Here is a 24,066-nt window from a genome sequence, read left to right as displayed (position 1 = left end):
AAGCGCAGTCCCGTGGAGGCCCCTCATGCAGGCATGGCAAGTGCACCAGAACGGTGAGCCGGGCGAGGTGATGGTCCTCGGTGAGGTGGAGCGGCCGGTGCCCGCCGAGGGCCAGGTACTGCTGAAGGTGCGTGCCGCGACCGTCAACTTCCCGGACGTGCTGATGTGCCGTGGGGAGTACCAGGTCAGGCCGCCGCTGCCGTTCACTCCCGGGGTGGAGGTCTGCGCTGAGACGGAGGACGGCCGCCGGGTGATCGGCAACCCCGTGCTGCCGTACGGCGGTTTCGCCGAGTACGTGGTGGCGGACCCCCGCGGGCTGTTCACGGCCCCCGAGTCGCTGGACGACGCCGAGGCCGCCTCCCTCCTCATCGGCTACCAGACGGGCTGGTTCGGACTGCACCGGCGGGCCGCCCTGGAGGCCGGCGAGACACTGCTCGTGCACGCCGCCGCGGGCGGGGTCGGCAGCGCCGCCGTACAACTCGGGAAGGCTGCCGGAGCCACCGTCATCGGTGTCGTCGGCGGGGCCGAGAAGGTGTCCGTGGCGCGGGAGTTGGGCTGCGACGTCGTCATCGACCGGCGGACGGAGAACGTTGTCGGGGCGGTGAAGGAAGCCACCGGTGGGCGCGGTGTCGACGTGGTCTACGACCCCGTCGGCGGGGAGGCCTACACCCAGTCCACCAAGGTCGTCGCCTTCGAGGGGCGGATCGTGGTCGTCGGGTTCGCGAGCGGGGCCATTCCCAGCCCCGCGCTCAACCACGCCCTCGTGAAGAACTACTCGATCCTGGGCCTGCACTGGGGCCTCTACAACACCAGGAACCCGAAGCTGGTCCAGCACTGCCACGAGCAGCTCACCGAGCTGGCCGCCCGGGGCGCGATCAAGCCGCTGGTGAGCGAGCGCGTGCCGCTGGCCGGGGCCTCGGCCGCCGTGCAGCGCGTCGCCGACGGTGTCACCACGGGCCGGGTCGCGGTGCTGCCCTCGCTGGAGAACGGAGCCGCCGCATGACCGACGCAACTGAACTCACCCGGCTGACACGGGAGTTGCTGGCCGCGCACCCGCCGGCCGACACCGGCCGACTCGACTTCCTCAGGGCTCGCTTCGACGCCGGGCTCGCCTGGGTGCACTACCCGGAAGGACTGGGCGGGCTGGGCGCGCCGCGCACCCTCCAGGCCGTTGTGGACGCCGAGTTGGAGGCCGCAGGGGCTCCCGACAACGACCCCCGGCGCATCGGCATCGGCCTGGGCATGGCCGCGCCGACCATCCTCGGCTTCGGCACGGAGGAGCAGAAGCGCAAGTTTCTCCGGCCGCTGTGGGTGGGGGAGGAGGTCTGGTGCCAGCTCTTCAGCGAGCCGGGGGCCGGGTCCGACCTGGCCGCGCTGGGCACGCGGGCGGTCCGGTCCGGGGACGAGTGGATCGTCAACGGGCAGAAGGTGTGGACGTCCAGCGCCCATCTCGCCCGCTGGGCCATCCTCATCGCGCGCACCGATCCGGATGTGCCCAAGCACAGGGGCATCACGTACTTCCTCTGCGACATGACCGACCCCGGTGTCGAGGTACGGCCGCTGCGCCAGATCACCGGCGAGGCCGAGTTCAACGAGGTGTTCCTGACCGACGTCCGGATTCCGGACGCCCATCGCCTCGGCGAGGTCGGCGACGGCTGGCGGGTCGCGCAGACCACGCTGAACAACGAGCGCGTGGCCATCGGCGGTATGCGCATCCCGCGTGAGGGCGGCATGATCGGGCCCGTCGCCAAGGTGTGGCGCGAACGCCCCGAGCTGCGCACCCACGATCTGCACCAGCGGCTGGTGAAGCTGTGGGTGGAGGCCGAGGTCGCCCGGCTGACGGGGGAGCGGACGCGCCAGCAGCTCGTCGCGGGCCAGCCCGGCCCGGAGGGCTCCGGCCTGAAGCTCTCCTTCGCCCGCCTCAACCAGGAGATCAGCGGCCTGGAGGTCGAACTCCGCGGCGAGGAAGGCCTGTTGTACGAGGACTGGACCATGCGCCGGCCCGAGCTGGTGGACTTCGTCGGTCGTGACGCCGGCTACCGCTACCTCCGCTCCAAGGGCAACAGCATCGAGGGCGGGACCAGCGAGGTCCTGCTGAACATCGTCGCCGAACGTGTCCTGGGCCTGCCCAGCGAACCGCGCACCGACAAGGACGTCGCCTGGAAGGACCTCGCCCGATGAGCACGCCGAGCACCGCGAGCACCGAGCCCGACCTGCTGTACTCGGAGGACGAGGAGGCGCTGCGCGCCGCCGTCCGGGACCTGCTCACCGACCACTGCGATCCGGCCGGCGTGATCACCCGCATGGAGACGGACGCCCCGCACGACCTCTCCCTGTGGAAGTCCCTCGCCGAGGGCATGGGCCTCGCCGGTCTCCTGGTGCCGGAGGAGCAGGGCGGCCAGGGCGCCTCGCACCGTGAAGTCGCCGTCGTGCTGGAGGAGTTGGGGCGCGCCGTCGCACCCGTCCCCTACCTCACGAGTGCCGTCGTCGCCACCGAGGCGCTGCTGGCCTGCACCGGAGACGCGGCGGGCGAGCTGCTCACCGCACTGGCCTCCGGCCGCACGGTCGGCGCCCTCACTGTCGCGCTGAACGTGGCACCCGGCGGCGCCTACAAGGTCGTCCTGCACGAAGGGGGCGTGCTGCACGGCGAGTTGACCGGTATCGCGGACGCGACGGCCGCCGACGTCCTACTGGTCCCGGCCGACGACGGCGGGCTGTACGCGGTATCCATCGACGCGAACGCCGTCACCATCACTCCGCAGGTCTCCCTGGACCTCACCCGGCCGGTCGCCACGATCGCCTTCGACGGAGCGTCGGCCCGGCTGCTGGGCGACGCCGAACCCGCCGTACGACGTGCGCTGCGGGCCGGGGCCGGACTGCTTGCCTCCGAGCAACTCGGGCTCGCGGACTGGGCGTTGACCGAGACCGTGCGCTATCTGAAGGACCGCAAGCAGTTCAACCGGCCCGTCGGCGGTTTCCAGGCCGTCAAGCACCGGCTGGCCCAGCTCTGGCTGGAGGTCGTCGGCCTGCGCGCGGCGGCCCGGAGCGCGGCGGACGCCCTCGCCGCAGGCAGCGCGGACTCCGACGTCGCGGTCGCCGTCGCCCAGTCCTACGCGGCTCCCGTGGCCGTCCGCGCCGCCGAGGAGGCACTCCAGCTGCACGGCGGCATCGGCATGACGTGGGAGCACCCGACCCACCTGTGCCTCAAGCGCGCCAAGGCCGACTCGATCGCGTACGGCACCTCCGGCGGCCACCGCGCCACCCTCGCCGAACTGGTCGGCCTGCGCGCCCCCTGACGTCACCCGGTACGACTGCGAAGCCCGCCCCTCTGCCCGAGGGGCGGGCTTCTTCGTGTGCGCGGCGCGGCCGAGATGAACACACCGCGGCACCAATGAACGCGCAGTGGCAAGTCGGCCAACTCCCTTGCCGGGCCCTGCTGCCGGGTCACGCCCGGCCCGCATACTCGCGGAAGTGTCGTTCCTCGGTCAGCTCCAGAGTCAGCCCCACATGAACTCCAGCCAGGGAGGCAGCGCATGGCCCTCACCACCCGTCGCAGAGCCCTCACCGCCTTCGGCGCCGCCCTCGCGGGCACCGTCGTCCTGCCCGCCGCGCGCGCCCTCGCGGATGAACCGACGTACGGTCCACGCCCGTTGTGGCGCGCCCACGCCCACAACGACTACGAACACCCCCGCCCGCTCCTCGACGCCCTCGAGCACCGCTTCGGCAGCGTCGAGGCCGACATCTACCTCGTCGGCGACCAGCTCCTCGTCGCCCACGACCCCGGGGACCTCGACCCGGCCCGTACCCTCGAATCCCTCTACCTGGACACCCTCGCCGCCCGCGTGAAGGCCAACTACGGCTCCGTGTACCGGGGTTACCGCCGACCGCTCCAGCTCCTCATCGACATCAAGACCGAGGGCGCGTCGACGTATCTCGAACTCGACCGCCATCTCCGCCGCTGTCGGGGCCTGTTCACCACATACGCCCACGGCCGGGTCCACCCCGGCCCGGTCACCGCCGTGATCTCCGGCGACCGGGCCGCCCGGGTGCCCATGGAGGCGCAGAGCGTACGGCGTGCCTTCTACGACGGGCGCCTCGCCGATCTCGGTACCTCAACGCCGGCCTCCTTCGTGCCGCTGATCTCCGACAACTGGACACGCAACTTCACCTGGCTGGGAGTCGGACCGTTCCCGGCCGCCGAGCGCGCCAGGCTGAACGGCATGGTGTCGGCGGCCCACGCCCGCGGGCAGCGGGTGCGCTTCTGGGCCACGCCCGATGCGGCCGGCCCCGCCCGGGACGCCCTGTGGGGCGAGCTCCTCGCGGCGGGCGTCGACCACCTCAACACCGACGACCTGGCCGGGCTCGAAGCGTTCCTCGACGCCCACGGGACGCCGTAGCCGTGCCGTAGTCGCTCTCCAGTACCCACGAGAGACCACACGTTCGGCCGACACGTCAGCCGCACGGACGAACCCTCCGCTGCGCCACACTTGCGGCCGAAAGCCGCGAACTGGGCGTGGCGGAGGAGGTTGACGATGGCCATTTCCATCTCTGTGGTGGTGCTGCTCCTGATCCTGGCGGTGGTCTTCCTGCGCAGCGGCGCGCTGAAGACCAGCCACGCCGTGGTCTGCGTCCTGCTCGGCTTCTATCTGGCGAGCACGAACGTCGCGCCGACCATCCACAGCGGGATCACGGCGACGGCGGACATCGTGAGCAGCCTCAAGCCCTGAAGGCAGGACATTCGGGGCGGCAGGGCGTCAGGGCGTCAGAAAGACTCCGATGGCGTTCGGGACGGGCCGTTCGGAGCCGCCGGTCGGATGGTTGCGTACGGTGACCCTGCTCGCCCCCGGTGCTCTGGCGACGAAGGTCGTGGAGCCGCCGCCGTCCAGGTTGAAGGCGTCGACCGAGCCCAACTTCCGCATGGTGGAGGCGACTTCGGCGACCGTCAGACCGCTGCGGTACTTGGGCGCACCGTCCACCGCGAGCAGCAGCAGCTTGCGCCCGCCGTTCGCGATGCCCGCGGCGGTGCGCACGGCGGCGGTACCGTTGTCGAGGCCCGTCAGTGGCCGGCCGCCCTTCAGCACCGGGTAGCCGCCGAGGGCGAAGCGGTACGGGACGCGGCTCGTGGCCGCCACGAGACGGCTCCTGACCGTTACCGACGCGCCGACGGACAGTTTCCGCAGGTGCCGCGCGCCCGCCTCCCGGCCCACCAGGACGGTGGTGTTGGCGGCGATGGCACCACCACCGGGGGAGTTCGCGGTGCGGACGACCTTGCCGCGTCGCACCGTCACCTCGTACGTGTCCGTGCTGCACGGCGCGGCCCGGTCGGTGTCCGTGCCGCACACCGCCCGCGCCCGGGAGACGCTGCCCCAGGCCGGGGTGAACGCGCCGATGGAACCCACCGGCAGCGCGTACTGGTTGAGCCCGCCGAGCGTGAACTGTCCCGCGGGCGTGCCGACGCTGCCCGACAGGCTGAGGTTGTCCAGCCGGGCCCTTCTGTCGGTGCCCACGCCGAGGACGGCCCTGGTGGTGACGCCGGGTGGCATCGGGGGGCCGAAGCGCTGGCCGTTCGGCACCGCCGCCTTGAGCGCCACGCCGCTCGCGATCGCCGGGCCCACGGACGCGCCCGTGGCCGCGACCCCCGGATGCTGAACCTCGCTGAGGTTGAAGAAGTCGCCGTTGACGCCCGCGACGGCGCCCTTGGCGTCGGCCAGCCTGGAGACGGCGGCCCGCGCCGCCACCGCCCCCGCGTGGAGAAGGCCGACCCGTACCCGTGCGTTGCCGAGGTCGACGCTCAGCAGGTGCGCGTGGGTCACCCCCTTGGCCGCCACGATGTCGAACTGCGCGTAGCGCACGCCCGGCGCGATCCGAGTGGCCCTCGGCGCGCCGCTGGCCGGTGCCGCCCCCGTCAGGGCCGCGCCGGCCAGCGTTCCGAGTACCGCGAGCAAGGAGACTGCTGTTCTGCCCGCTCTGAACCGTCCGCTTCCACGCATTCGGGCCCCCTGAAGTTCCGTCAACTGTGGCAGGGCGCAAGGGGAGCGCGACAGGTGACGATGAGCCGTGCGGGGGCGCGCGGGAGGCTAGACGTTGACGACCCGGGAACGGATCAGGAAGCGCACTCCTTCGGGCGCCTCCAGGGAGAAACCGCTGCCCCGGCCCGGTACGACGTCCACGATCAACCGGGTGTGACTCCATACCTCGTACTGGCTGCGCGACATCCAGAACGTCACCGGTTCGGGGACACCCTCGACCACCAGTTCGGCGAGCAGGATGTCCGAGCCGCCGGTCCGGAACTCGCCCGCAGGAAAGCACATGGGCGCGCTGCCGTCGCAGCAGCCGCCGGACTGGTGGAACATCAGCGGGCCGTGCATCGCGTGCAGTCGCCGCAGCAGTTCGGCGGCGGTTGGGGTCAGTTCGACGCGCGGGTCCTTCTCGGGCATCTCCACCGTCCCAGTGGACCGCGCCGGACGTTGCGAGAGGGTTGCGGGCCGCCTCGGACGCCCCGGGCACGGCGAAGGCCGCCTCCCCGTGACCCGGGTATCGGGGCTCACGGAAGGCGGCCTTCATGGACGAACTACCGGGTCAGCTCCGGTCGGTCACGTCCGTGACCCTCCAGCGCTGGTTCGAGCCGGAGTTGGCCAGCCACGTGGTGACGGCGGCACCCTCGGTGGTCGCCTGGCCGCCGACCTCCAGAAGGCGGCCGGTGGCCACGTTGATCAGGGTCCACGTCCCGTCACCGGTGGTCGACATGATCCACTCGGTGGCCGGATCCCGCTTGCCCGTGTCGCTCTCCACCACGGGGACGTTGTCGCGGACGGCCAGTCGCTTGCCCTCGGCCGGGTTGGCGAACACGTACCGCTGGCGGGCGCCCTTGTCACCGTGCCGGGCGTCGAGCTGCCACTGCTGCGCGACCGTGCCGTTGGCCGACCCGATCACCAGGCTCTTGCCGTTGGCGGCGACGGTCACGGCCTTGCCGCTCTGCACGCCGGTCAGCGTGTAGGAGTGGCCCTTGCTGAACAGGCCCGCGTTCTTCGCGACACCCGAGACGCCCTTGACGGCGAAGGAGGTCACGGACTGGGCGGGGACCGTGTACGTGGCCTTGCCGTCGACGACCTTGACCGGGGCCTGCCGCTTGAGCTTGCCGTCGGCGCTGGTCACGGTCGGTGTGACGGTCGCGTTGCCCTTGACGGTGCGGAACTTGGACAGGTCGATGGTGACGTCCCGCGCCGCGGTGGTGCTGTTGACGTGGACGAGCGAGGCGCCCTTGCCGTCCTTGGTCACGGCCGCGGCGCTGGAGGTGTCGTCCACCTTGATCAGCTTGTCGCCCGGCTTGATGAAGTGCGTGAAGTTGCGGGCGGTGTCGAACTTGGTGTTCGTGTAGATCGGGCACGACGCCAGCGTGTCCGTCTTCTTGCAGCTGAACGACAGCTGGATGCTGCCCCAGTTGCCGCCCTTGGCGGATTCGCCACCGGGCTTCATGTTGTCGTAGTCCTCGACCGGCTGCCAGAACACCCAGGCCTGGGGCTCCAGTTCACGCAGGTCGTTGACGATCTGCTGGGCGAGGCCGAGCCCTGGACGCATGTCCGTGAAGCTCTGCCCGTCGCCCCAGTCGCCCTCGACCTCGCTCATCCACAGCGGCTTGTCGGCCGCCTTGGCGAGGTCGCGCACGGTGGTGCGCTGCCCGGTGCCGTAGGTGTGGACGTTCATCTGGTCCACGAGGTCCTTGGAATCCTGCGAGTAGGAGTTCCAGTTGGTCGCGAAGATGGACGGGTTGGTCTCGTCCATCGCCGAGATCTCGGACTTGACCTTCGCCTTCTTCAGCGCGGGGGCCAGCGCGGCGAGAACCTTCTGCTGGAGCTCGGGGCCGATGTGGGCGCCCTCCTGACGACCGCCGACAGGCTGGCCGTCGGCGCCCAGACGGGTGCTCCAGTAACCGGTGTTGGGCTCGTTGAACGGGTCGACGATGTCGACCTTGATGCCCTCGGCTTTCTCCAGGCGCTTCGTCGCTCCCGCCATGTAGGCAGCGAAGTCGTCGACCGAATCGGCCTTCAGCTGGTCGGTGTTGGCGTTGAAACCGCCGGAGACATAGCCGCTCTCCGTCATGAACCAGGGCGGCGAGTTGCTGAACGTCTCCCAGTGGGTGATGTCCTTCTTGATGCGGTCAACCCACCAGCGCTGGGTCTGGTCCGCCTTCGGGTTCCAGTCGGCCGCGTCGTCGGCGCTCCACCAGTCGGTGTCCTCGCGGGTGGTGCCCGCGGGCGCCTTCCACCAGCCCTCGACGGCTCCGCCGGCCCGCAGGTAGTCCTTCACGTCGGGGGCGTTGCCGCCGCCGATGTTGTACCGGGCGATGTTCAGCGCCAGCCCGTCGTCACCGAACAGCAGCTTCGCGAGCTTCTCGCGGACCGCCGGGGGATAGTCGCCGGTCGCGTTGGCGAACCAGACCAGACTGGTGCCCCAGCCCTCGAACTTCTCCTGCTTGTACGAGGGATCGGGGGTGACCGTGACGGACGAGGCCGCTGCCTCGGCCGCCGCCTGCGCGTCCGGTGAAGGCGCGCTGACCAGGGCGGCCGAAGTGGCCAGAGCGGTGATGCCGACGACTCCCAGAAGGTGTCGCGTGCGGGTACGGCGTGCCAACGTGTGCTCCCAACTCAGATGTGGTCGCTGCGGTGGACCGCCGTGCCCGGACCGTACGCGGGTGCGCACGGACACGGGGCACGACGGTGTGCCCCTTGGATCAGGGGAGTTCAGGGGTGGTGCGAGTGTGGTGCGGGGTGTCGCTCAGGGGGCGGGCCGGCGCAGTACGGCGACTTCCCTCGGTGCGAGGACGAGGACACCGTCGGCATCCGTGCCGCCGGACAGCCGCTCTCCGTCGAGGCCGGGCAGCGGTACCTCCTCCTCGCTCCGGTTCACCAGGAACAGGAAACGGCTTCCGCCGCCCTGCCGTACGGTCAACTCGACGCGCCCACGGGCGGGTTCGGGCAGCTCGCTGTCGACCCCGGCCGGCGCGAGCAGCGCCGGCAGCAGCGCCGCGAGGCCGTCGACGCCGAGACGCGTGGAGACGTACGACGCCGAACCCCCGCCCGTCGTACGGCGGGTGACGGCGGGGCGGCCCGCGTACGCGCCCGAGCGGTAGCGGGCGAGGACCTCGACCTCGGGGTCGGTGACGTCGATCCGGTCGGTCCACACCGTGCCCGTAGCGCCGCCGTCCACGTCCACCGACTCGCCGTCGAGCAGCGGGCCGAACTCCTCGACGCGGATGCCGAGTACGTCGCGCAGGGCGCCCGGGTAGCCGCCGAGCCAGATGTGGTCGTTCTCGTCGACGACACCGGAGAAGTACGTGGTGACCAGATGGCCGCCCGTCTCCGCGTACCGCGTCAGCTCCTTGGCGAGCGTCGCCGGGACCATGTGCAGGACCGGGGTGATCAGCACGTCGTAGCGGCTGAAGTCGGTGCGCGTGGTGACGACATCGGCGCGGATGCCGAGGGAGAGGAGCGCCGAGTACCAGTTCAGCCCCTCCTGGCGGTAGTCGAGGAGGGCGGTGGGGTGCGAGTCCTGCTCGCTCGCCCACCAGGAGTCCCAGTCGAACACGATCCCGACGCGGGCCGGTTCGCGCTCGGAGCCCGCGATCGGCGCCAGGTCCTTCAGGGTCCGGCCGAGGTCGGCCACCGCACGGAAGACCTCGCTGTCGGCGCCGGCGTGCGGCACCATCGCGGAGTGGTACTTCTCGGCGCCGGCCGCCGACTGGCGCCACTGGAAGAAGCACACGGCGTCGGCGCCGTGCGCGACGTGCAGCAGCGAGTCACGGGCCAGCTCACCGGGGCGCTTGGCCACGTTGACGTGCTGCCAGTTGACCGCGCTGGTGGAGTGCTCCATCAGGAACCACGGACGGCCGCTCGCGATGCCGCTGGTCAGGTTGGCGGAGAAGGACAGCTCGTCGCGGTCCTGCGGGCCGGGGTGGACGTAGTGGTCGTTGGAGACGAAGTCGATCTCGCCTGCCCAGTCCGGGTAGTTCATGCCCTTCGTGCCGCCCATCACCATGAAGTTGGTGGTGATGGGAACCTCGGGCGTGTACTCGCGCAGGATGTCCCGCTCGGCGACCAGATAGTCCTTCAGCGCGTCCGAGGAGAACCGCTTGAAGTCCAGCTGCTGGGTGGGGTTCGGGTGCGAGCCGGCCAGCCGGGGCGGCAGGATCTGCGCCCAGTCGCTGTAGCGCTGCGACCAGAACGCCGTGCCCCAGGCGTGGTTGAGGGCGTCGAGCGTGGTGTAGCGGGCGCGCAGCCAGTCGCGGAAGGATTGGGCCGCGTCGTCCGAGAAGTCGTAGATGTTGTGGCAGCCCAGCTCGTTCGAGATGTGCCAGGCAACCAGGGCCGGGTGGTTGGCGTATCGTTCCGCCATCTTCCGGACCAGGCCGAGCGCATGGCTGCGGAAGACCGGGGAGGTGGGCCGCCAGTGCTGACGGGCGCCCGGCCAGACCGTCTCGCCGGTGGCCGTCACCGGGAGGATCTCCGGGTGCGCGGTGGTGAGCCAGGGCGGCGGGGACGCGGTCGCGGTGGCCAGATCGACGCCGATCCCGCCCTCGTGCAGCAGGTCCATGACCTCGTCGAGCCATCCGAAGTCCCAGGTGTCCGCGTCCGGCTGGATACGGGCCCAGGAGAAGATCCCCACCGAGACGATGTTGACGCCGGCCTCCTGCATCAGCCGTACGTCCTCCTCCCACACCTCCCGAGGCCACTGCTCGGGGTTGTAGTCGGCGCCGTACGCGAGACGGGGCACGGAGTCACCGTCCGGCCCGTACGGCAGACGGGACGGGGAGGCGGAGGTCATGGTGATCCTTCCGGGACGCTGCGAAGCGGCTCGACGCGGGGGAGGGGAGAGGGAGACAAGGGGGGGTACGAGGAGCGGCCGGCGGTGATGCTCTCCGGCCGCTCCTCGGCTGTTACCGCTCGGCGGATGCTGCTCCGCCGTTACTGCTCGACTGCTACTTCTCGTTCTGCTACTTCTCGACGGTGAAGCCCTGCTCGTTGCCGTACTTGATGGACGCGTCCTGCCAGGTCTTCAGCCCCTCGGAGAGCTTCGTGCCGGAGACGTAGGCCTTGCCGACGGTGTCGTTGAAGATCGAGTTGGCGTACTGCTGGAAGGGCAGGTACGACCAGTCGCTGGCGACGTTGGCGGCGGAGTCGGCGAAGATCTTGTTGGCCTCCTGGCCGTCGAAGTACTCGAACTTCTTGCTCAGGAACGCGGGGTCCTGGAGCTGGGCGTTGGTCGCCGGGAAGGCGCCCTCGTCGACACGGGTCTGCACACCGTCGCCGGCGTTCGCGTACTCGACGAACGCGTAGGCGAGCTCCTTGTTCTTGCCCAGCTCGGGCAGCGCCAGCGAGCTGCCGCCGTTCTCCGCGCTGGCCTTGTCGCCCTTGGTCCAGGCCGGCATCGGGGCCGCGCGCCAGTCACCGGCCGCCTGCGGGACACCGGTGACGAAGTTGGCGGGCATCCAGGCGCCGGTGGTCAGGGTGGCGATGGTGCCGTCGCCCAGGCCCTTGTACCAGTCGTCGGTCCAGCCGTTGATGGGCGAGACGAGCTTCTCGTCGATCAGCTTCTGCCAGGTGTCCGTGTACTTCTTGGCACCCGCGTCGTCGAAGTTGACCGACACCTTGGTGCCGTCGACCTTGTAGGGACGCGAACCGGCCTCCCACAGCAGGCTGGTGGTGAAGCCCGCGTCACCGGCGTCGTTGGCGATGTAGACCTTGGGGTCGGCCTTGTGCAGCTTGCGGGCCGCTTCGACGTACTCGTCCCACGTGGTCGGGACCGCGATCTTGTACTTGTCGAAGACCTTCTTGTTGTAGAACATCGCCATCGGGCCCGAGTCCATCGGCAGGCCGTAGACCTGGTCGCCGTCGCTCACGGCGTTCCACGGGCCGGGCGTGTACTTGGCCTTGAGCTTGTCGGCGCCGTAGGGGGCCAGGTTGGTCAGGCCCTTGGTGAGGGAGTACTGGCTCAGCGCGAAGTACTCGACCTGCGCGACGTCCGGGACGCCCTTCTTGGCCGAGATGGCGTTCGAGAGAGCGGTGTAGTGCTTGTCGCCGGACCGTTCGGCCAACAGGTTGATCTTGACCTTCGGGTACTTCTTCTCGAAGTCGGCGGCGACCGACTTCAGCGTGGGCTCCCAGGCCCAGACATTGACCGTGCCGCCCTTCTTGAGGGCCGCCTGGATGTCCGCGGCGGAGACGGCCTTCTGGTCCGAGCTGTCGTCGGAGCCGCCGCAGGCGGTCGCGCCGAGGGCGAGGACGGAAAGCAGGGTTATGCCGCGCATCAGGCGGCCGGTGGTTCTACGCATCGAGGTGCTTCCACTTCTTCGTGGGTGGGACGGGGTGAGGGTGAATGCGGTGTGAGGGTGAAACGCGGTGAAGCCGAGGGGGGTGTGGGGCCTGAGGGTGGATCACTCCTTGACACTTCCGGCGGAGAGGCCGGACTGCCAGTACTTCTGGAGCAGCAGGAACGCGGCGATCAGCGGGATGATGGTGAGCAGTGACCCGGTGATCACCAGGTTGGTGACGACGTCGCCGCCGATCGTCTGGGCCTGGTTGTTCCAGGCGTCCAGCCCCAGGGTCAGCGGGTACCAGTTCGAGTCCTTGAGCATGATCAGCGGCAGGAAGTAGTTGTTCCAGGTCGCGACCGTGGTGAACAGCAGGACGGTCACGGTGCCGGGGGCGAGCAGAGGCATGGCGACCTGGAAGAAGGTGCGCACCTCGCCCGCTCCGTCGATGCGGGCCGCCTCCATCAGTTCGGTGGGGATGGCCTCGGTCGCGAAGACCCACATCAGATACAGACCGAAGGGCGACACGAGCGAGGGGATGATCACCGCCCACGGGGTGTCGGTCAGGCCCATCTTGCTGAACATCAGGAAGGTGGGCACCGCCAGGGCCGTGCCAGGGACAGCGACGGCACCGATGACCACGGCGAACACGGCGCGCTTGCCGGGGAAGGTGAACTTCGCCAGCGCGTAGCCGCCGAGGATCGCCAGCAGAGTGGCGCCGCCGGCACCGAGCACGACGTACAGCAGGGTGTTCAGCAGCCAGCGGACGAAGATGCCGTCGTGGTACGTGAACGTGTCGTGGATGTTCTGCCAGAGGGCGAAGTCGCTGCTGAACCACATTCCGGACGAGTCGGCCAGCCCGGTCTGGGTCTTGGTGGCGCTGATGACCAGCCAGATCAGGGGCACGACCGTGTAGACCAGGATCAGGCCGGTGAGCACGGTCAGCAGGATGCTGCGCTTGGGACGGCCGGGGGAGTGCTTACGACGGGTACGCAGTCGGGGCGCGCCCTTCGAGTCGCCGGTGGCCTGTGCGGATGCGTCCGGGGAGGTGGTGGTGACGGAGCTGCTCATGGTTCACGCTCCCTTGCGCATGCCGCGGAGCTGCACGACATAGGCGATGACCATGGTGATCAGCCCCATGATGATGGCGACCGCCGCGGAGTAGTTGTGCTGCTGGCCGTTGAAGGACAGCGAGTACGTGTAGAAGTTCGGGGTGAAGTCGGTCGTGATGGCGTTCCGCGCGATCAGCCGCAGGACGGCCGGCTCGTTGAAGAGCTGGAAGCTGCCGATGATCGAGAAGATCGTCGCGATGACGAGGGCACCGCGGATCGCGGGGAGCTTGATGGCGGTGATGACGCGGAACTGCCCGGCGCCGTCGATCTCCGCGGCCTCGTAGAGCGAGAGCGGGATGACGCGTAGGGCGGAGTAGAAGATCAGCATGTTGTAGCCGATGAACTCCCAGGTGACGATGTTGCCGATCGACGCCAGGACCAGGTCGCTGGAGAGCGGGTCCGGCAGTGTCACGTCGAACGCGCTGTTGATGTCACCCACCAGCCCGTACTTGGTGCCGTACATGAAGCCCCACATCAGGGTGGCGACCACGGAGGGCACCGCGTACGGCAGGAAGATCGCGATGCGGAAGAAGTCCTTGCCGAACAGACGGCCGCTGTCCAGGGCGAGGGCGATCAGCAGGGCGATGCCCAGCATGATCGGCACCTGGACGACCAGGAACAGCGACACCCGTATCAGGGAGTCCCAGAAATGGTCGTCCTCCAGAGCCTGCTTGTAGTTGTCCAGGCCGACGAAACTGGTGCCGCCGATCAGCTGGTCCCTGAAGAGGCTGAGGTAGATCGAGTATCCGATGGGTGCCAGGAAGACGAGGGCGAACACCGCAACGAACGGGCCTATGAACCCCCATCCCGTCCAAGAGCGGCGGTCCCTCTTCGCCGCGGGCCGGGCCGGGGCGCGCTTCGCGGCCACCGGCGGTTCTAGGGTCGTCATTGTCGTGCCTCGCTCGTCCGTCTCGGAACCGGCGCTGATCCGCCGCCGCCCCGATGTTTACGTAAACATCTCTCTCCATAGGAGCCCCACGAGAGGTCCACCGGCTGTTATGTTTACGTAAACATCTGATGGCGGCATGTCTACACCGCTCCCCCGACGCTGGTCAAGGGTCGTCGAGCGTAACTGTGGACCCGAGAGCGAGGATTGACGGGTGGACACAGCTGACGGCACCTCGGCGGAGCCGGCGCGGGCGCGCGCACGCACCAGGAAGCGGGCCGCCCGCCGCACCCAGAGCGCCTCCATGGCGGACGTCGCCAGGGTCGCCGGAGTGTCCTCACAGACCGTCTCCCGGGTGTCGAACGGCTTCCCCGGCGTCAACGAGGAGACCCGGCGCCAGGTCCTCGCCGCCATGAAGGAGCTGGGCTACCGGCCCAACAGTGCCGCCCGGGCCCTCAAGCGCGGCGAGTTCCGCACCATCGGTGTCATCACCTTCGGCCTGTCCACCACCGGCAACGTGCGCACGCTGGAGGCGATCGCCACCTCGGCGGCGCACGAGGGGTACTCGGTCACCCTGCTGCCGGTCGCCGTGCCGACGCAGGACGAGGTGCGTGGAGCCTTCTCGCGGCTCGGTGAGCTCGCCGTCGACGCGGTCATCGTCATCCTCGAAGTGCACCTCCTCGACGCGTCGACCCTGTCCATGCCTCCGCACGTCCAGGTGGTCGTGGCCGACTCCGACGCCGGCGACCGCTACAACGTGGTCGACACCGACCAGGCGGGCGGCACCCGGACCGCCGTACGGCATCTCCTGGACCTCGGGCACCGCACCGTCTGGCATCTGGCGGGCCCCGAGGGCTCCTACGCCGCACAGCGCCGCACCGACGCCTGGCGCGCCGAGCTCCTCGCGGCCGGGCGGACCGCGCCGCCCCTGGTGCGCGGTGACTGGTCGGCGGAGTCCGGCTACCACGCCGGTCTGCGGATCGCCGCGCTGCCGGACTGTACGGCGGTGTTCGTGGCCAACGACCAGATGGCGCTGGGGCTGCTGCGGGCCCTGCACGAGAGCGGGCGCGAGGTGCCCGAGGACGTCAGTGTGATCGGCTTCGACGACATCCCGGAGGCGAGTTCGTTCCTGCCGCCGCTGACCACCGTGCACCAGGACTTCGCCGAGGTGGGGCGGCTGTGCGTGGAGGGCGTGCTGCGGCAGATGCGGCAGGACGCCACGGAGCACGGGACCACACTGGTGCCGACGCGGCTGGTCGTGCGGGACAGTACGGCTCCGCCGCGTGCGCGATGAGAGGGAGTCGGCATCGCGCTTCGGAACATTCGAAGCGTCGGCATTCCTGAGCCATCCCTGATTCCCGCCTCCCGGCCTGGTGGCGACCCCATGGCTCGCCTTTACGTCCGGCGAAATCCATTCCTGAGACGTCGTCAATGACTGCGAAACCGACGGCGTCATCGCGACGACCTATGCCGTATACAACCTGGTCATGGACTTCAAGGCGGGTGGTGTACCGATCACACCACGCCGCCGCAGCTGCCGGTTGCCCGCGGGGCGCCGCACGCCTTGCCCGTGCCGGGCGCCGGGCGCACGCTGGTCGTATGGCTGCGCACGACGGCCCCACGCTCATCACCTCCGTCCAGCGGGCCTTCCGCCTGATGGAGGCGGTGAGCGCGCACGAGAACGGGGCGCCGGCCAAGCAGCTGGCACGGGAGACGGGGCTGCCCCTGGCCACCGCCTACCATCTGCTGCGCACGCTCGTCCACGACGGCTACCTGCGGAAACTGGCCGACGGCGGATTCATTCTGGGGGACAAGGTGCGGTCGCTGCAGGTCGCGGGGAGCGGGCAGGCGCTGCTCAGCCGCGTCCGTCCCACGCTCGCCGCGCTGCGCGACGAGCTGGCGACCGCCGCCTACCTCACCTTCTACGAGGAGGGTGAGATCCGGGTCGCCGAGATCGTCGACGGCCCCCGGGCGCCTCGCGTCGACCTCTGGGTGGGGTTCGAGGACGCGGGACACGCCACAGCGCTGGGCAAGTCCGTGCTGCGGGAACTGGACGAGGACGCCCGCAAGGACTACCTCGCCCGCCACCACCTCAACGACCTCACCCCGAGGACGATCACCAGCCGGCCGGAACTGCTCCGGCGTATCGATTCCTCACCTGTGGCCCCGGCCGTCACGGACCTGGAGGAGTACGCCCTCGGTACGGTCTGTGTCGCAGTCCCCGTCTACCGGGGCGCCACGCTCGGCTCGCTCGGCGTCTCCATGCCGGCGGACCGGCTCTCCCGGGTGCCGGAGATCCGGGCACGGCTGATCCCGGTCGCCGACCGTGTGACCAGGACTCTCTCGCTCACTATCTGAAAATCCTCTTCTTGCTGCCGCCCGGGCTGATCGCGTTATCTGGATGCCAGGACGAAACAGGCATTTCGGGGATTCACCCCGTACACAGGTGAGGACTGCGGACGGACATGAGTCAGGCCCGACACCGAGGTGGAGACAACTGGTCCATGCGAGCGTTCAGGAACCGTCTGTCCTTGCTTCCCGCCCTGCCCGTGCTGGTCATCGCCGCCGTCGTCCTCGGCGACCTCGCCGACGGGGCCGGGACGAGCTGGCTGCCGCTGCTCGCCGCCGGGCCCGCGGTGGCCGCCACCACCAACGGACCGCGCGGTGTCCTCTGTGTCGGCCTCCTCGCCGGCGTACTCGGCGTGACGCTCGGAGACCGGGACGGAGTGCCGGGTCCCGAGCTGGCGGCCGGCCTGTCCGCCCTGGCCGCCGTCACCCTCACGAGCTGCCTGGCCAGCGCGCTGCGCGGACGCCGGGAACGGGTGCTCGACGCCGTCCGCTCCGTCGCGGAGACCGCCCAGCACGCGCTGCTCAGCCCCGTACCGGCGACGGTCGGCCCCTTCCAGGTGGCCGTCCGCTACAGCGCCGCGGCGGCCGAGGCCCGGATCGGTGGTGATCTGTACGCGCTGATACCCACGCCGTACGGGGTGAGACTGATCGTCGGCGATGTGCGGGGCAAGGGGCTGCCGGCCGTGGGGACCGCCGCTCTGGTGCTCGGCGTCTTCCGGGAGGCCGCGTACGACGAGCCCGATCTCCTCGCCGTCGTCGACCGGATCGAGCGGAGCCTCGCCCGCAACCTCGGCGCGGACGACTTCGTCACCGCCGTCGTCGCCGGATACCCGAAACCGGGCCAGCTGGAAGTGGTGAACTGCGGACACGCGCCCCCGCTGCTGGTCACTTCCGCGGGCGCCCTCGTGAGCGTGGAGCCCACGCATCCGGCCCCGCCGCTCGGACTGCGCGCCCTCACCGGACACACCCCCGACCTCCAGGTGCTGACCTTCACCGACGGCGACCAGCTCCTGCTGTACACCGACGGAGTCACCGAGGCCCGCGACCGGGGCCGCGCCTTCTACCCGCTTCACGAAGGGCTGGCCCGCCACGCCTGTGACGAGCCCGCCCGCACGCTCGACGCGCTCCACGAGGAACTGCTGACCCACGTGGGCGGCAGGCTCCACGACGACGCGGCGCTGCTCCTGATCCGCAAACCGACGGTCCGGGACGTGGTGGTTCCCGAACCGTCGGCTCCCGGGGCGGTGAGTTCCGGTGCGACGGCTTCCGAAGGGGCAGTCACTCGCCCGACGGCGCGGTCGATGTGACGCCTGGCGCCACCGCGTGCGTACCGAAGTTCGCCGTGCCGTCGGCGTTCCAGCAGAACTTCTGTGCCCGGGTGGTGCGGCGCCGGCAGGGCGAACCCGAGGCGCCGACGGCCGGAGGGAGGGGAACCGGGGGCGGTTCCCCTCCCTCCGGGCGGGCCCTCAGCGTCGTACGAGTGCGATCCGGTACGTCGTCGTCCGTGTCCCGTCCTCACCGGTCACCGTGACGACGGCCCGCGTCCGGCCTTGTTCGCGGACCTTCTCGACCGTGACGTTCGCGTAGGGGTCGCGAGCCGTCGCCGTGACCTCGGCCCGTGCCGGATCGCCGGTCCCGACCCGGTAGTCGGTCGTCCCCGGGTCGAAGGACGCGACCGGCACACCGGCCACCTCGATCGACGCGGCGGCCGAGTCCGAGGAGGCGCCGGGCGACCTGGCGTACACCTCGATCTCGCTCAGGGTGACGTACCCGCCCTGACGTGCCGTCATGACCACACGCACCCCGGCCGCGGGACCGGCCGTCAGCGGTACGTCGATCACCGGCGTGCCCTCGGTCCCGACCGGGACGACGCCGCTCGCGTCGGTCCACGTGTCACTGCCGGCCGCCCGCACCTGCACCTTCAGGCTCGCCGGGAAGGACGCGCTGGACCCGTCCCGGTAGAAGTGCGCGACGACCCCGCTCAGGTCGCGGGCCTTCGGCAGTGTGTACGTGATGGTGTCCGAGGGGTTCTTCGTGTTCCCCGATTTCCAGTTGGACCAAGCCTTCTCGGTCAGGTCGCCGTTGCGCAGCCGCTCCGCCGAGTACCCGCTCTCGGTGAACGTGGCGGCGACGGATACGTCCGCGTCGGGCGCGATGTTGGTCGCCACCGGTGCCGTGACCTGGACGCGGACGGTCGCGTCGGCCGTACCGCCGCCGACGATCCGGGCGACGCCGTGCAGGGTGACGGTCCCGGTCGCGGTGAACGCCCCCTCGGGCGCCGGGTCCCAGGTGACCGGAAGATCGGTCCGGCCGCCGTGCGCACCGACGCCGACGACAGTGGCGGGGAGCTCCGGGTGCCCGCCCACGTATGTCTTGGCACGGCCGGGCAGGGTCGAGGCGATCGTGTCGACGGTGACGACCGCCTTCGCGGGGATAGTGCGCCCGAGCGCGTCGGTCGCCTCACCCCTGACCCGCACGGTCCCGGCCTTGCGCCAGGCCCGGTCCGACGGCAGGTCCCACACAACGGGGAGGGCGCCGCGGGCACCGTCCCGGAACACCGGCGTCACCGTCCCCGGCAACTCGGGCCGCAGCCCGGGGATCGTGAACGCCGTCGCGGGCTCGGTGCGCAGTACCGTCTCGTCGGACACGGCCCAGCGCTGGTTCGACGCCGAGGTCGGCGTGTACGTCGACACCTTCGCGCCGTCCGCCGCGGACTGCCCGGTGACGTCGAGCAGGCGGCCGGTGGCGGCGTTGACGAACGTCCAGGTGCCGTCGCCGGTGGTCGACAGGATCCACTGAGCGGCGCTGTCGGGCTCACCGTTCGTCGGGTCCGGGTTTTCCAGGACGGCCGCGTTGTCGCGCACGGCGAGCCGTCCGCCGGTGGTGGCGCTGCTGAGGGCGTAGCGTTCGCGGTTCTCGGTGCCGGGCGTCAACTGTCGTATGGACCAGAGCTGTTGGGGGTTGGCGGCGTCGGTCGTGCGGATGACGACACCGGTGCCGTCCTCCGAGGGGGCGAGTGACTTGCCGCTCTGGGCGCCCTGGAGCCGGTAGACGTGCCCGGGCTGGACGAGGGCCGCGTCCTTGGCCACTCCGCTGACACCCTCGACCAGGAAGGTCGTCACCGACTTCGCGGGGACGGTGAGCGTCGCCGAACGGTCGGTCACCCGCACTGGAGTTCCCCGGACGAGCGCGCCGTCGGCGTTCGTGACCACCGGCGTGACGGAGGCCTTCCGCGCGACCTTGCCGAAGCGCGAGAGATCGATGGTCACGGACCGCGCGGACGTGCCGCTGTTCACGTGCACCGCCGTCGCCGCACGGCCGGACGCCTTCACCGCGGCGACGGTCGACGGATCGTCGGTCTTCACGAAGTGGTCGCCGGGGCGGATGTAGTGGGTGAAGTTGCGGATGGTGTGGAACTTGGAGTTGGCCTTGACCGGGCAGGTCTCCAGGGTGTCCGCCGCCGTGCAGTTGAACGGGACGTGGATGCTGCCCCAGTTCTTGCCGGCCGCCGCCTGCGGGATCGAGTCCTCGATCGGCTGCCAGAACACCCAGGCGGAGGGCTCCAGTTCACGCATGTCGTCGACCATCCGCGTGGCGATGCCGAGCCCCGGTTCCATGCTCGTGAAGTCGGTCCCGGTGCCCCAGGTGCCCTCGACCTCGCTCATCCACAGCTTCCGGTCGGCGCCCTTGGCGATGTCCCGGGCGCTGGTGCGCATACCGGTGCCGTAGGTGTGCACGTTGAGCTGGTCGACGGCGGCCCGCGCCTCGGTGCTGTAGGCGTTCCAGTTCTGGGTGAAGATGCTCGGGTTGGTCTCGTCCATCGCGGAGATCGCGGCGTCGGTCTTCGCACCGGCAAGTGCCTTGTCGAGAGCCAGAATGACCTGCTGCTGGAGTGCCGGCCCGGCGTGCGCGCCTTCCTGACGGCCGCCCGTAGGCTGACCGTCTGCGCCCAACTGGGTACCCCAGTAGTTGGTGTTGGGCTCGTTCAGGGGATCGATGGTGTCGAACGTGATGCCGTGCCGCTTCTCCATCTCCTCGGTCACCCGCACGAGATAGGTGGCGAACTCGTCGACTCGGTCCGCACGGATCTGGTCCGTGTTCGAGTCGAAGCCCCCGGAGACGTACCCGCTGACCGTCTGGAACCAGGGCGGCGAGTTGCTGAACGCCTCCCAGGTGGTGACCTTGTCCTTGATCTGGTCCACCCACCAGCGCTGGTTCGCGTCGGCGTCCCAGTTCCAGTGGTCCGGGTCGTTCGGGTCCCACCAGTCCATGTCCTTGCGGGTGGTGCCCTCGGGGGCCTTCCAGAAGCCCTCCATGGTCGCGCCGGCCTTCATGTAGTTCGTGCGGACGTCGGGCGCGTTGCCGCCGCCGATGTTGTAGCGCGCGATGTTGAGATCGAGCCCGTCCCTGCCGAACAACATGTCCACCAGCCGTCTTCGGACGGGCTCCGGATAGCCGCCCGTCGCGTTGGCGAACCAGACCAGACTCGTCCCCCAGCCCTCGAACTCCTGTTGCTGGTACGACGGGTCGATCCGCACGGTGACGCTGCTGTGCGCCGCCGCTTCCGCGCTCGCCGCGGGCTGTGGGACCAGAAGACCCGCGCCGAGTGCCAGGGGGACCGTCGGGGCCAGGGCCCGGGCGATGCGATGGCGGTGCCGAGAGGACACGGCACTCCCTTCCACGACAAGGAGGCGAACAGAACCGAACAGAAGGAATCGAGCTGACGGCATGCTTGATGACAAAAATGAACACGTCAAGATGGTGTGCAAGTTCCGCTGCGAGGGCGGGGCTTGGTGCGGTTCATTGACGCGCCCGAAACATCTGGCTAGCCTCCCCGCAATCTGGGAAAGCGCTTTCAGGACGCTGTCGGCCCTACGCGACGGCTCATCCCCCCACAGGAGCCCCCATGAGTTCACAGCAAGCCCCTTGGCGCAGCAAGGCGGTCGTGGTCGCCCTGGCAGCCGCGATGCTGTCAGGACCCGGCATCGCACAAGCAGCACCGCAGACCGCCCCGGTGGCCGGGGAGCGGGCAGCGGCGGCCACCATCACCTGGTCCCTCGTCCGGGCGAGCAATCCCACGACGGACCAGCAGAGTGCGTACAACCTCATCACCACGGCCATGAACGCCGCGGTGGCCCGCTACAACAACCTCAGCGACCTCGGGAAGACCATCACCGTCCGCTACGAGCCCGGCGTGCCCACCGCGGACGGCAGTCTCAACGGGACCATCCGCTTCGGCAGCAACCGCAGCTACATGACCGAGCGGACAGCTCTGCACGAGATCGCCCACACCATAGGCGTGGGCACCAGCTCGGGCTGGTCCTCCCTGGGCGGCAGCGGCACCTGGACCGGCTCGCGAGCCACCGCGCTGGTACGGCAGTTCGACGGTTCGAGCGCCAGACTGTCCACCGGCGGCGGGCACTTCTGGCCCTACGGCCTGAACTACGAGAACGAGTGGTCCGGCACGGCGGCCGACCGACACGTCCGGATCGTCGCCGCGATGAAGAACGACGGGCTGTAGGCGACAGGAACGGGTTGGTGCCTGATGACAAAGGTGCCACCGGGAGCTGCGTTCTTGTGAGCACCGCCTGATCGCGTGGTCCGCGCGGTCCTACGGTCCGGCTATGAATACGAGCCGCAGCAGAGGAAGGCCCCTGAAGAGTCTGAGCGGCACCGCGCTCGCGGTGCTGCTCACCACCGGGACGCTCACCGCGGTGGCCCCGGAGGCGCGCGGCGAGAGCGTGCGCACCGAGGCCTCCGTGACGTTGTCGAGCACGGCGGTCGCCGGAGTGACCGAGACGGTGGTCCGGGTGAAGGCACCGCTGCCGGCGTCCTTCGGGGCCCGTCCGGCGGCGTGCGACTGGCTGTCGTACCTGCGCTACCGCTCCTCCGACGGGCCCACCGAATCGGCCGACGCGGACCGGATCCTCGTCGCCCAGCCGGGCATCCTGGAAGGCGCCGGAGCGTTCGACAGCGTCGCCCGCAACACCGTGGCGCGCGCTGCCGAACAGGGCCTGCACATCGAGTTCTGGGCCCTGGACCGGCGTTCCAACTGCATGGAGGACCACACCGGTATCGACTCCGGCGACCAGCACACGGCCGTCGACTACTACTACCGGGGCAAGCAGGTCGCGGGCCGTAGGTTCGCCGGGTTCGTCGGCAACGACAAGCTCGGGTGGATGGCGAAACTCGGTGTCGAGCAGACCGTCCGCGACCAGTACACCCTGCTCACCGCCGAGTTGCCCGACCAGGGGGTGCGTGAGCGGAAGGTGCTGTGCGGCGGGCACTCCCTGGGCGGTGTGATCACCGGGTACTTCGCGGTCGCCGACTTCGACGGCGACCCCGCCACCACCGCCGACGCCGGACACCGCCAGTGCGCGGGCTACTTCGCCCTCGACACCACCGTCTCCACCTCGCTCGCCGACCTGAGCGGCAGCATCCCGGACGACACCAACCTGCCCGACATCGGCCTCGGTCACGGCGTCGTGCAGGCCGGGCTCGACAGCGGACTGCTGCCGCGCTCACTGTCCGCGCCGGTCCTGCTCAACGCCGAGACGATGACCTTGCTGGCCATCGCCGGCCTCGGCGCGATACAGGACCCGGGCGGTGAGGCGGACCTGCCCTCCTATCTGCCCGCCAACCTCAACATCGAGGCGACGAACCGCTTCCTGTTCGCCAAGGACGCCGCCGCCTTCCTCACGGGCTCACCGGCCGTGAAGGACTTCCGGCTCACCAACGAGACGGTGCTCGGCGCGCTGCTGGACGACAACTCCGTACCGCTGGCGTTCCTGCAGACCAGCGTGGGGTTCTTCGACGGCGGGCCGATCGTGGACAAGAGCTTCCCCGTCGCCAACGGCGGCGAGGAGCAGCCGGGGCTGTTCGGCACCGCCTACAAGGCCATCCCGGACCGGCCGCACGGGCCGCTCTACACCTGGCGGAACTACGACCGCGTCGGCGATGCCGACGACCCCGGGTACCGGTCGGCGGACGGGACGCCGTTCACCGGCGCGGGCAAGGAGGTGACCGACATCCAGGAGCTGGCCCGCAGCCTCGCCGAACAGCCGCTCGACTTCACCGAGCAGTACTTCCCGACCAAGCTGGTCACCGACCTCCAACTGGCCACCTCCCCGCAGGTGAAGCGGCTCATCGTGCACCCGGAGGGACTCACCGCCAATCCGACGCTCACCGTCCTCGCGGGCGACGGACTGCTGGCGGGCCGGGTCCCCGCCGATCTCGATCCCGTGGTCGCCGACGGCTATCAGCACCTCGACGTCCTGACGGCGGCGCCCACGCAGAACGACGGCCGTCCGGAACCCGTCTCCACGAGCCTCACGGAGTTCGCACGAAATCCCCGATAACTTCCTCCCATGGAAGAAGGGCCCGGGAGGATTTTCCTCCCGGGCCCTTTCCTG

At 70.0% G+C, this 24,066-nt stretch carries 18 protein-coding genes; 10 read left to right on the top strand and 8 right to left on the bottom strand.

Annotated elements, in window-relative coordinates; translation table 11 throughout:
* Window positions 1-25: 25 nt before the first annotated feature.
* From IEY89_RS25235 to IEY89_RS25215, 5 genes are all read left to right on the top strand, one after another.
* Entirely contained in the window at window positions 26-1,003 is a 978-nt protein-coding gene (locus IEY89_RS25235) for an NADPH:quinone oxidoreductase family protein (RefSeq protein ID WP_189149775.1), read from the top strand.
* Window positions 1,000-2,181: an acyl-CoA dehydrogenase family protein gene (locus IEY89_RS25230; protein WP_189149774.1), complete on the top strand. Its 1,182-nt coding sequence runs from the start codon at window positions 1,000-1,002 to the stop codon at window positions 2,179-2,181. Before IEY89_RS25235 ends, IEY89_RS25230 begins: the two co-directional genes overlap by 4 nt.
* Complete coding sequence (locus tag IEY89_RS25225) at window positions 2,178-3,296, top strand: acyl-CoA dehydrogenase family protein (RefSeq protein ID WP_189149773.1); 1,119 nt, start codon at window positions 2,178-2,180, stop codon at window positions 3,294-3,296. The genes IEY89_RS25230 and IEY89_RS25225 overlap by 4 nt, the downstream gene beginning before the upstream one ends.
* 237 nt (window positions 3,297-3,533) lie before the next feature.
* A complete protein-coding gene (locus IEY89_RS25220) occupies window positions 3,534-4,397 on the top strand; it encodes a phosphatidylinositol-specific phospholipase C/glycerophosphodiester phosphodiesterase family protein (protein WP_189149772.1) in 864 nt (287 codons plus the stop codon).
* Between the two features lie 135 nt (window positions 4,398-4,532).
* Window positions 4,533-4,727, top strand: coding sequence for a hypothetical protein (locus tag IEY89_RS25215; protein WP_189149771.1), 195 nt, complete (start codon window positions 4,533-4,535; stop codon window positions 4,725-4,727).
* Window positions 4,728-4,754: 27 nt separating this feature from the next.
* Here the strand turns inward: IEY89_RS25215 and IEY89_RS25210 are convergent, their stop codons facing one another.
* The 7 genes from IEY89_RS25210 to IEY89_RS25180 all read right to left on the bottom strand — a co-directional run bounded on the left by IEY89_RS25210 (window position 4,755) and on the right by IEY89_RS25180 (window position 14,308).
* Window positions 4,755-5,990: a phosphodiester glycosidase family protein gene (locus tag IEY89_RS25210; RefSeq protein ID WP_189149770.1), complete on the bottom strand. Its 1,236-nt coding sequence runs from the start codon at window positions 5,988-5,990 to the stop codon at window positions 4,755-4,757.
* 87 nt (window positions 5,991-6,077) lie between these two features.
* Entirely contained in the window at window positions 6,078-6,437 is a 360-nt protein-coding gene (locus tag IEY89_RS25205; protein WP_189149823.1) for a DUF779 domain-containing protein, read from the bottom strand.
* A gap of 142 nt (window positions 6,438-6,579) precedes the next feature.
* A complete protein-coding gene (locus tag IEY89_RS25200; protein ID WP_189149769.1) occupies window positions 6,580-8,631 on the bottom strand; it encodes a glycoside hydrolase in 2,052 nt (683 codons plus the stop codon).
* Window positions 8,632-8,775: 144 nt separating this feature from the next.
* On the bottom strand, window positions 8,776-10,821 hold the full coding sequence (locus IEY89_RS25195) for a beta-galactosidase (protein WP_189149768.1): 2,046 nt from the start codon (window positions 10,819-10,821) through the stop codon (window positions 8,776-8,778).
* Window positions 10,822-10,990: 169 nt separating this feature from the next.
* A complete protein-coding gene (locus tag IEY89_RS25190) occupies window positions 10,991-12,328 on the bottom strand; it encodes an ABC transporter substrate-binding protein (RefSeq protein ID WP_189149767.1) in 1,338 nt (445 codons plus the stop codon).
* 102 nt (window positions 12,329-12,430) lie between these two features.
* Window positions 12,431-13,378, bottom strand: coding sequence for a carbohydrate ABC transporter permease (locus IEY89_RS25185; protein WP_189149766.1), 948 nt, complete (start codon window positions 13,376-13,378; stop codon window positions 12,431-12,433).
* Between the two features lie 3 nt (window positions 13,379-13,381).
* Window positions 13,382-14,308: a carbohydrate ABC transporter permease gene (locus IEY89_RS25180; protein WP_189149765.1), complete on the bottom strand. Its 927-nt coding sequence runs from the start codon at window positions 14,306-14,308 to the stop codon at window positions 13,382-13,384.
* Window positions 14,309-14,519: 211 nt separating this feature from the next.
* Here IEY89_RS25180 and IEY89_RS25175 point away from each other — a divergent pair, with 211 nt between their 5' ends.
* From IEY89_RS25175 to IEY89_RS25165, 3 genes are all read left to right on the top strand, one after another.
* Complete coding sequence (locus IEY89_RS25175; RefSeq protein ID WP_373287290.1) at window positions 14,520-15,599, top strand: LacI family DNA-binding transcriptional regulator; 1,080 nt, start codon at window positions 14,520-14,522, stop codon at window positions 15,597-15,599.
* Window positions 15,600-15,904: 305 nt separating this feature from the next.
* Window positions 15,905-16,663, top strand: a complete 759-nt coding sequence (locus tag IEY89_RS25170) for an IclR family transcriptional regulator (RefSeq protein ID WP_189149764.1) — start codon at window positions 15,905-15,907, stop codon at window positions 16,661-16,663.
* Between the two features lie 146 nt (window positions 16,664-16,809).
* On the top strand, window positions 16,810-17,961 hold the full coding sequence (locus IEY89_RS25165; protein ID WP_229695418.1) for a PP2C family protein-serine/threonine phosphatase: 1,152 nt from the start codon (window positions 16,810-16,812) through the stop codon (window positions 17,959-17,961).
* Window positions 17,962-18,120: 159 nt separating this feature from the next.
* On the opposite strand, the gene IEY89_RS25160 is transcribed toward IEY89_RS25165, so the two are convergent.
* Window positions 18,121-21,321 carry an RICIN domain-containing protein gene (locus tag IEY89_RS25160; protein ID WP_189149762.1) on the bottom strand — a complete coding sequence of 1,067 codons (3,201 nt, stop codon included), beginning with the start codon at window positions 21,319-21,321 and terminating at the stop codon, window positions 18,121-18,123.
* Window positions 21,322-21,560: 239 nt separating this feature from the next.
* On the opposite strand from IEY89_RS25160, the gene IEY89_RS25155 reads away from it, so the two are divergent.
* Together IEY89_RS25155 and IEY89_RS25150 are read left to right on the top strand one after the other, a co-directional pair.
* A complete protein-coding gene (locus tag IEY89_RS25155) occupies window positions 21,561-22,175 on the top strand; it encodes a hypothetical protein (RefSeq protein ID WP_189149761.1) in 615 nt (204 codons plus the stop codon).
* Between the two features lie 103 nt (window positions 22,176-22,278).
* Window positions 22,279-24,012, top strand: coding sequence for a hypothetical protein (locus IEY89_RS25150; protein ID WP_189149760.1), 1,734 nt, complete (start codon window positions 22,279-22,281; stop codon window positions 24,010-24,012).
* Window positions 24,013-24,066: the final 54 nt, after the last annotated feature.

It is taken from the genome of Streptomyces lacrimifluminis (assembly GCF_014646095.1).
In the GTDB taxonomy this organism is placed as follows: Bacteria; Actinomycetota; Actinomycetes; order Streptomycetales; family Streptomycetaceae; genus Streptomyces; species Streptomyces lacrimifluminis.
The sequence above is the reverse complement of the archived record's forward strand: the minus strand, read 5'-3'. Positions and strand labels throughout refer to the sequence as shown.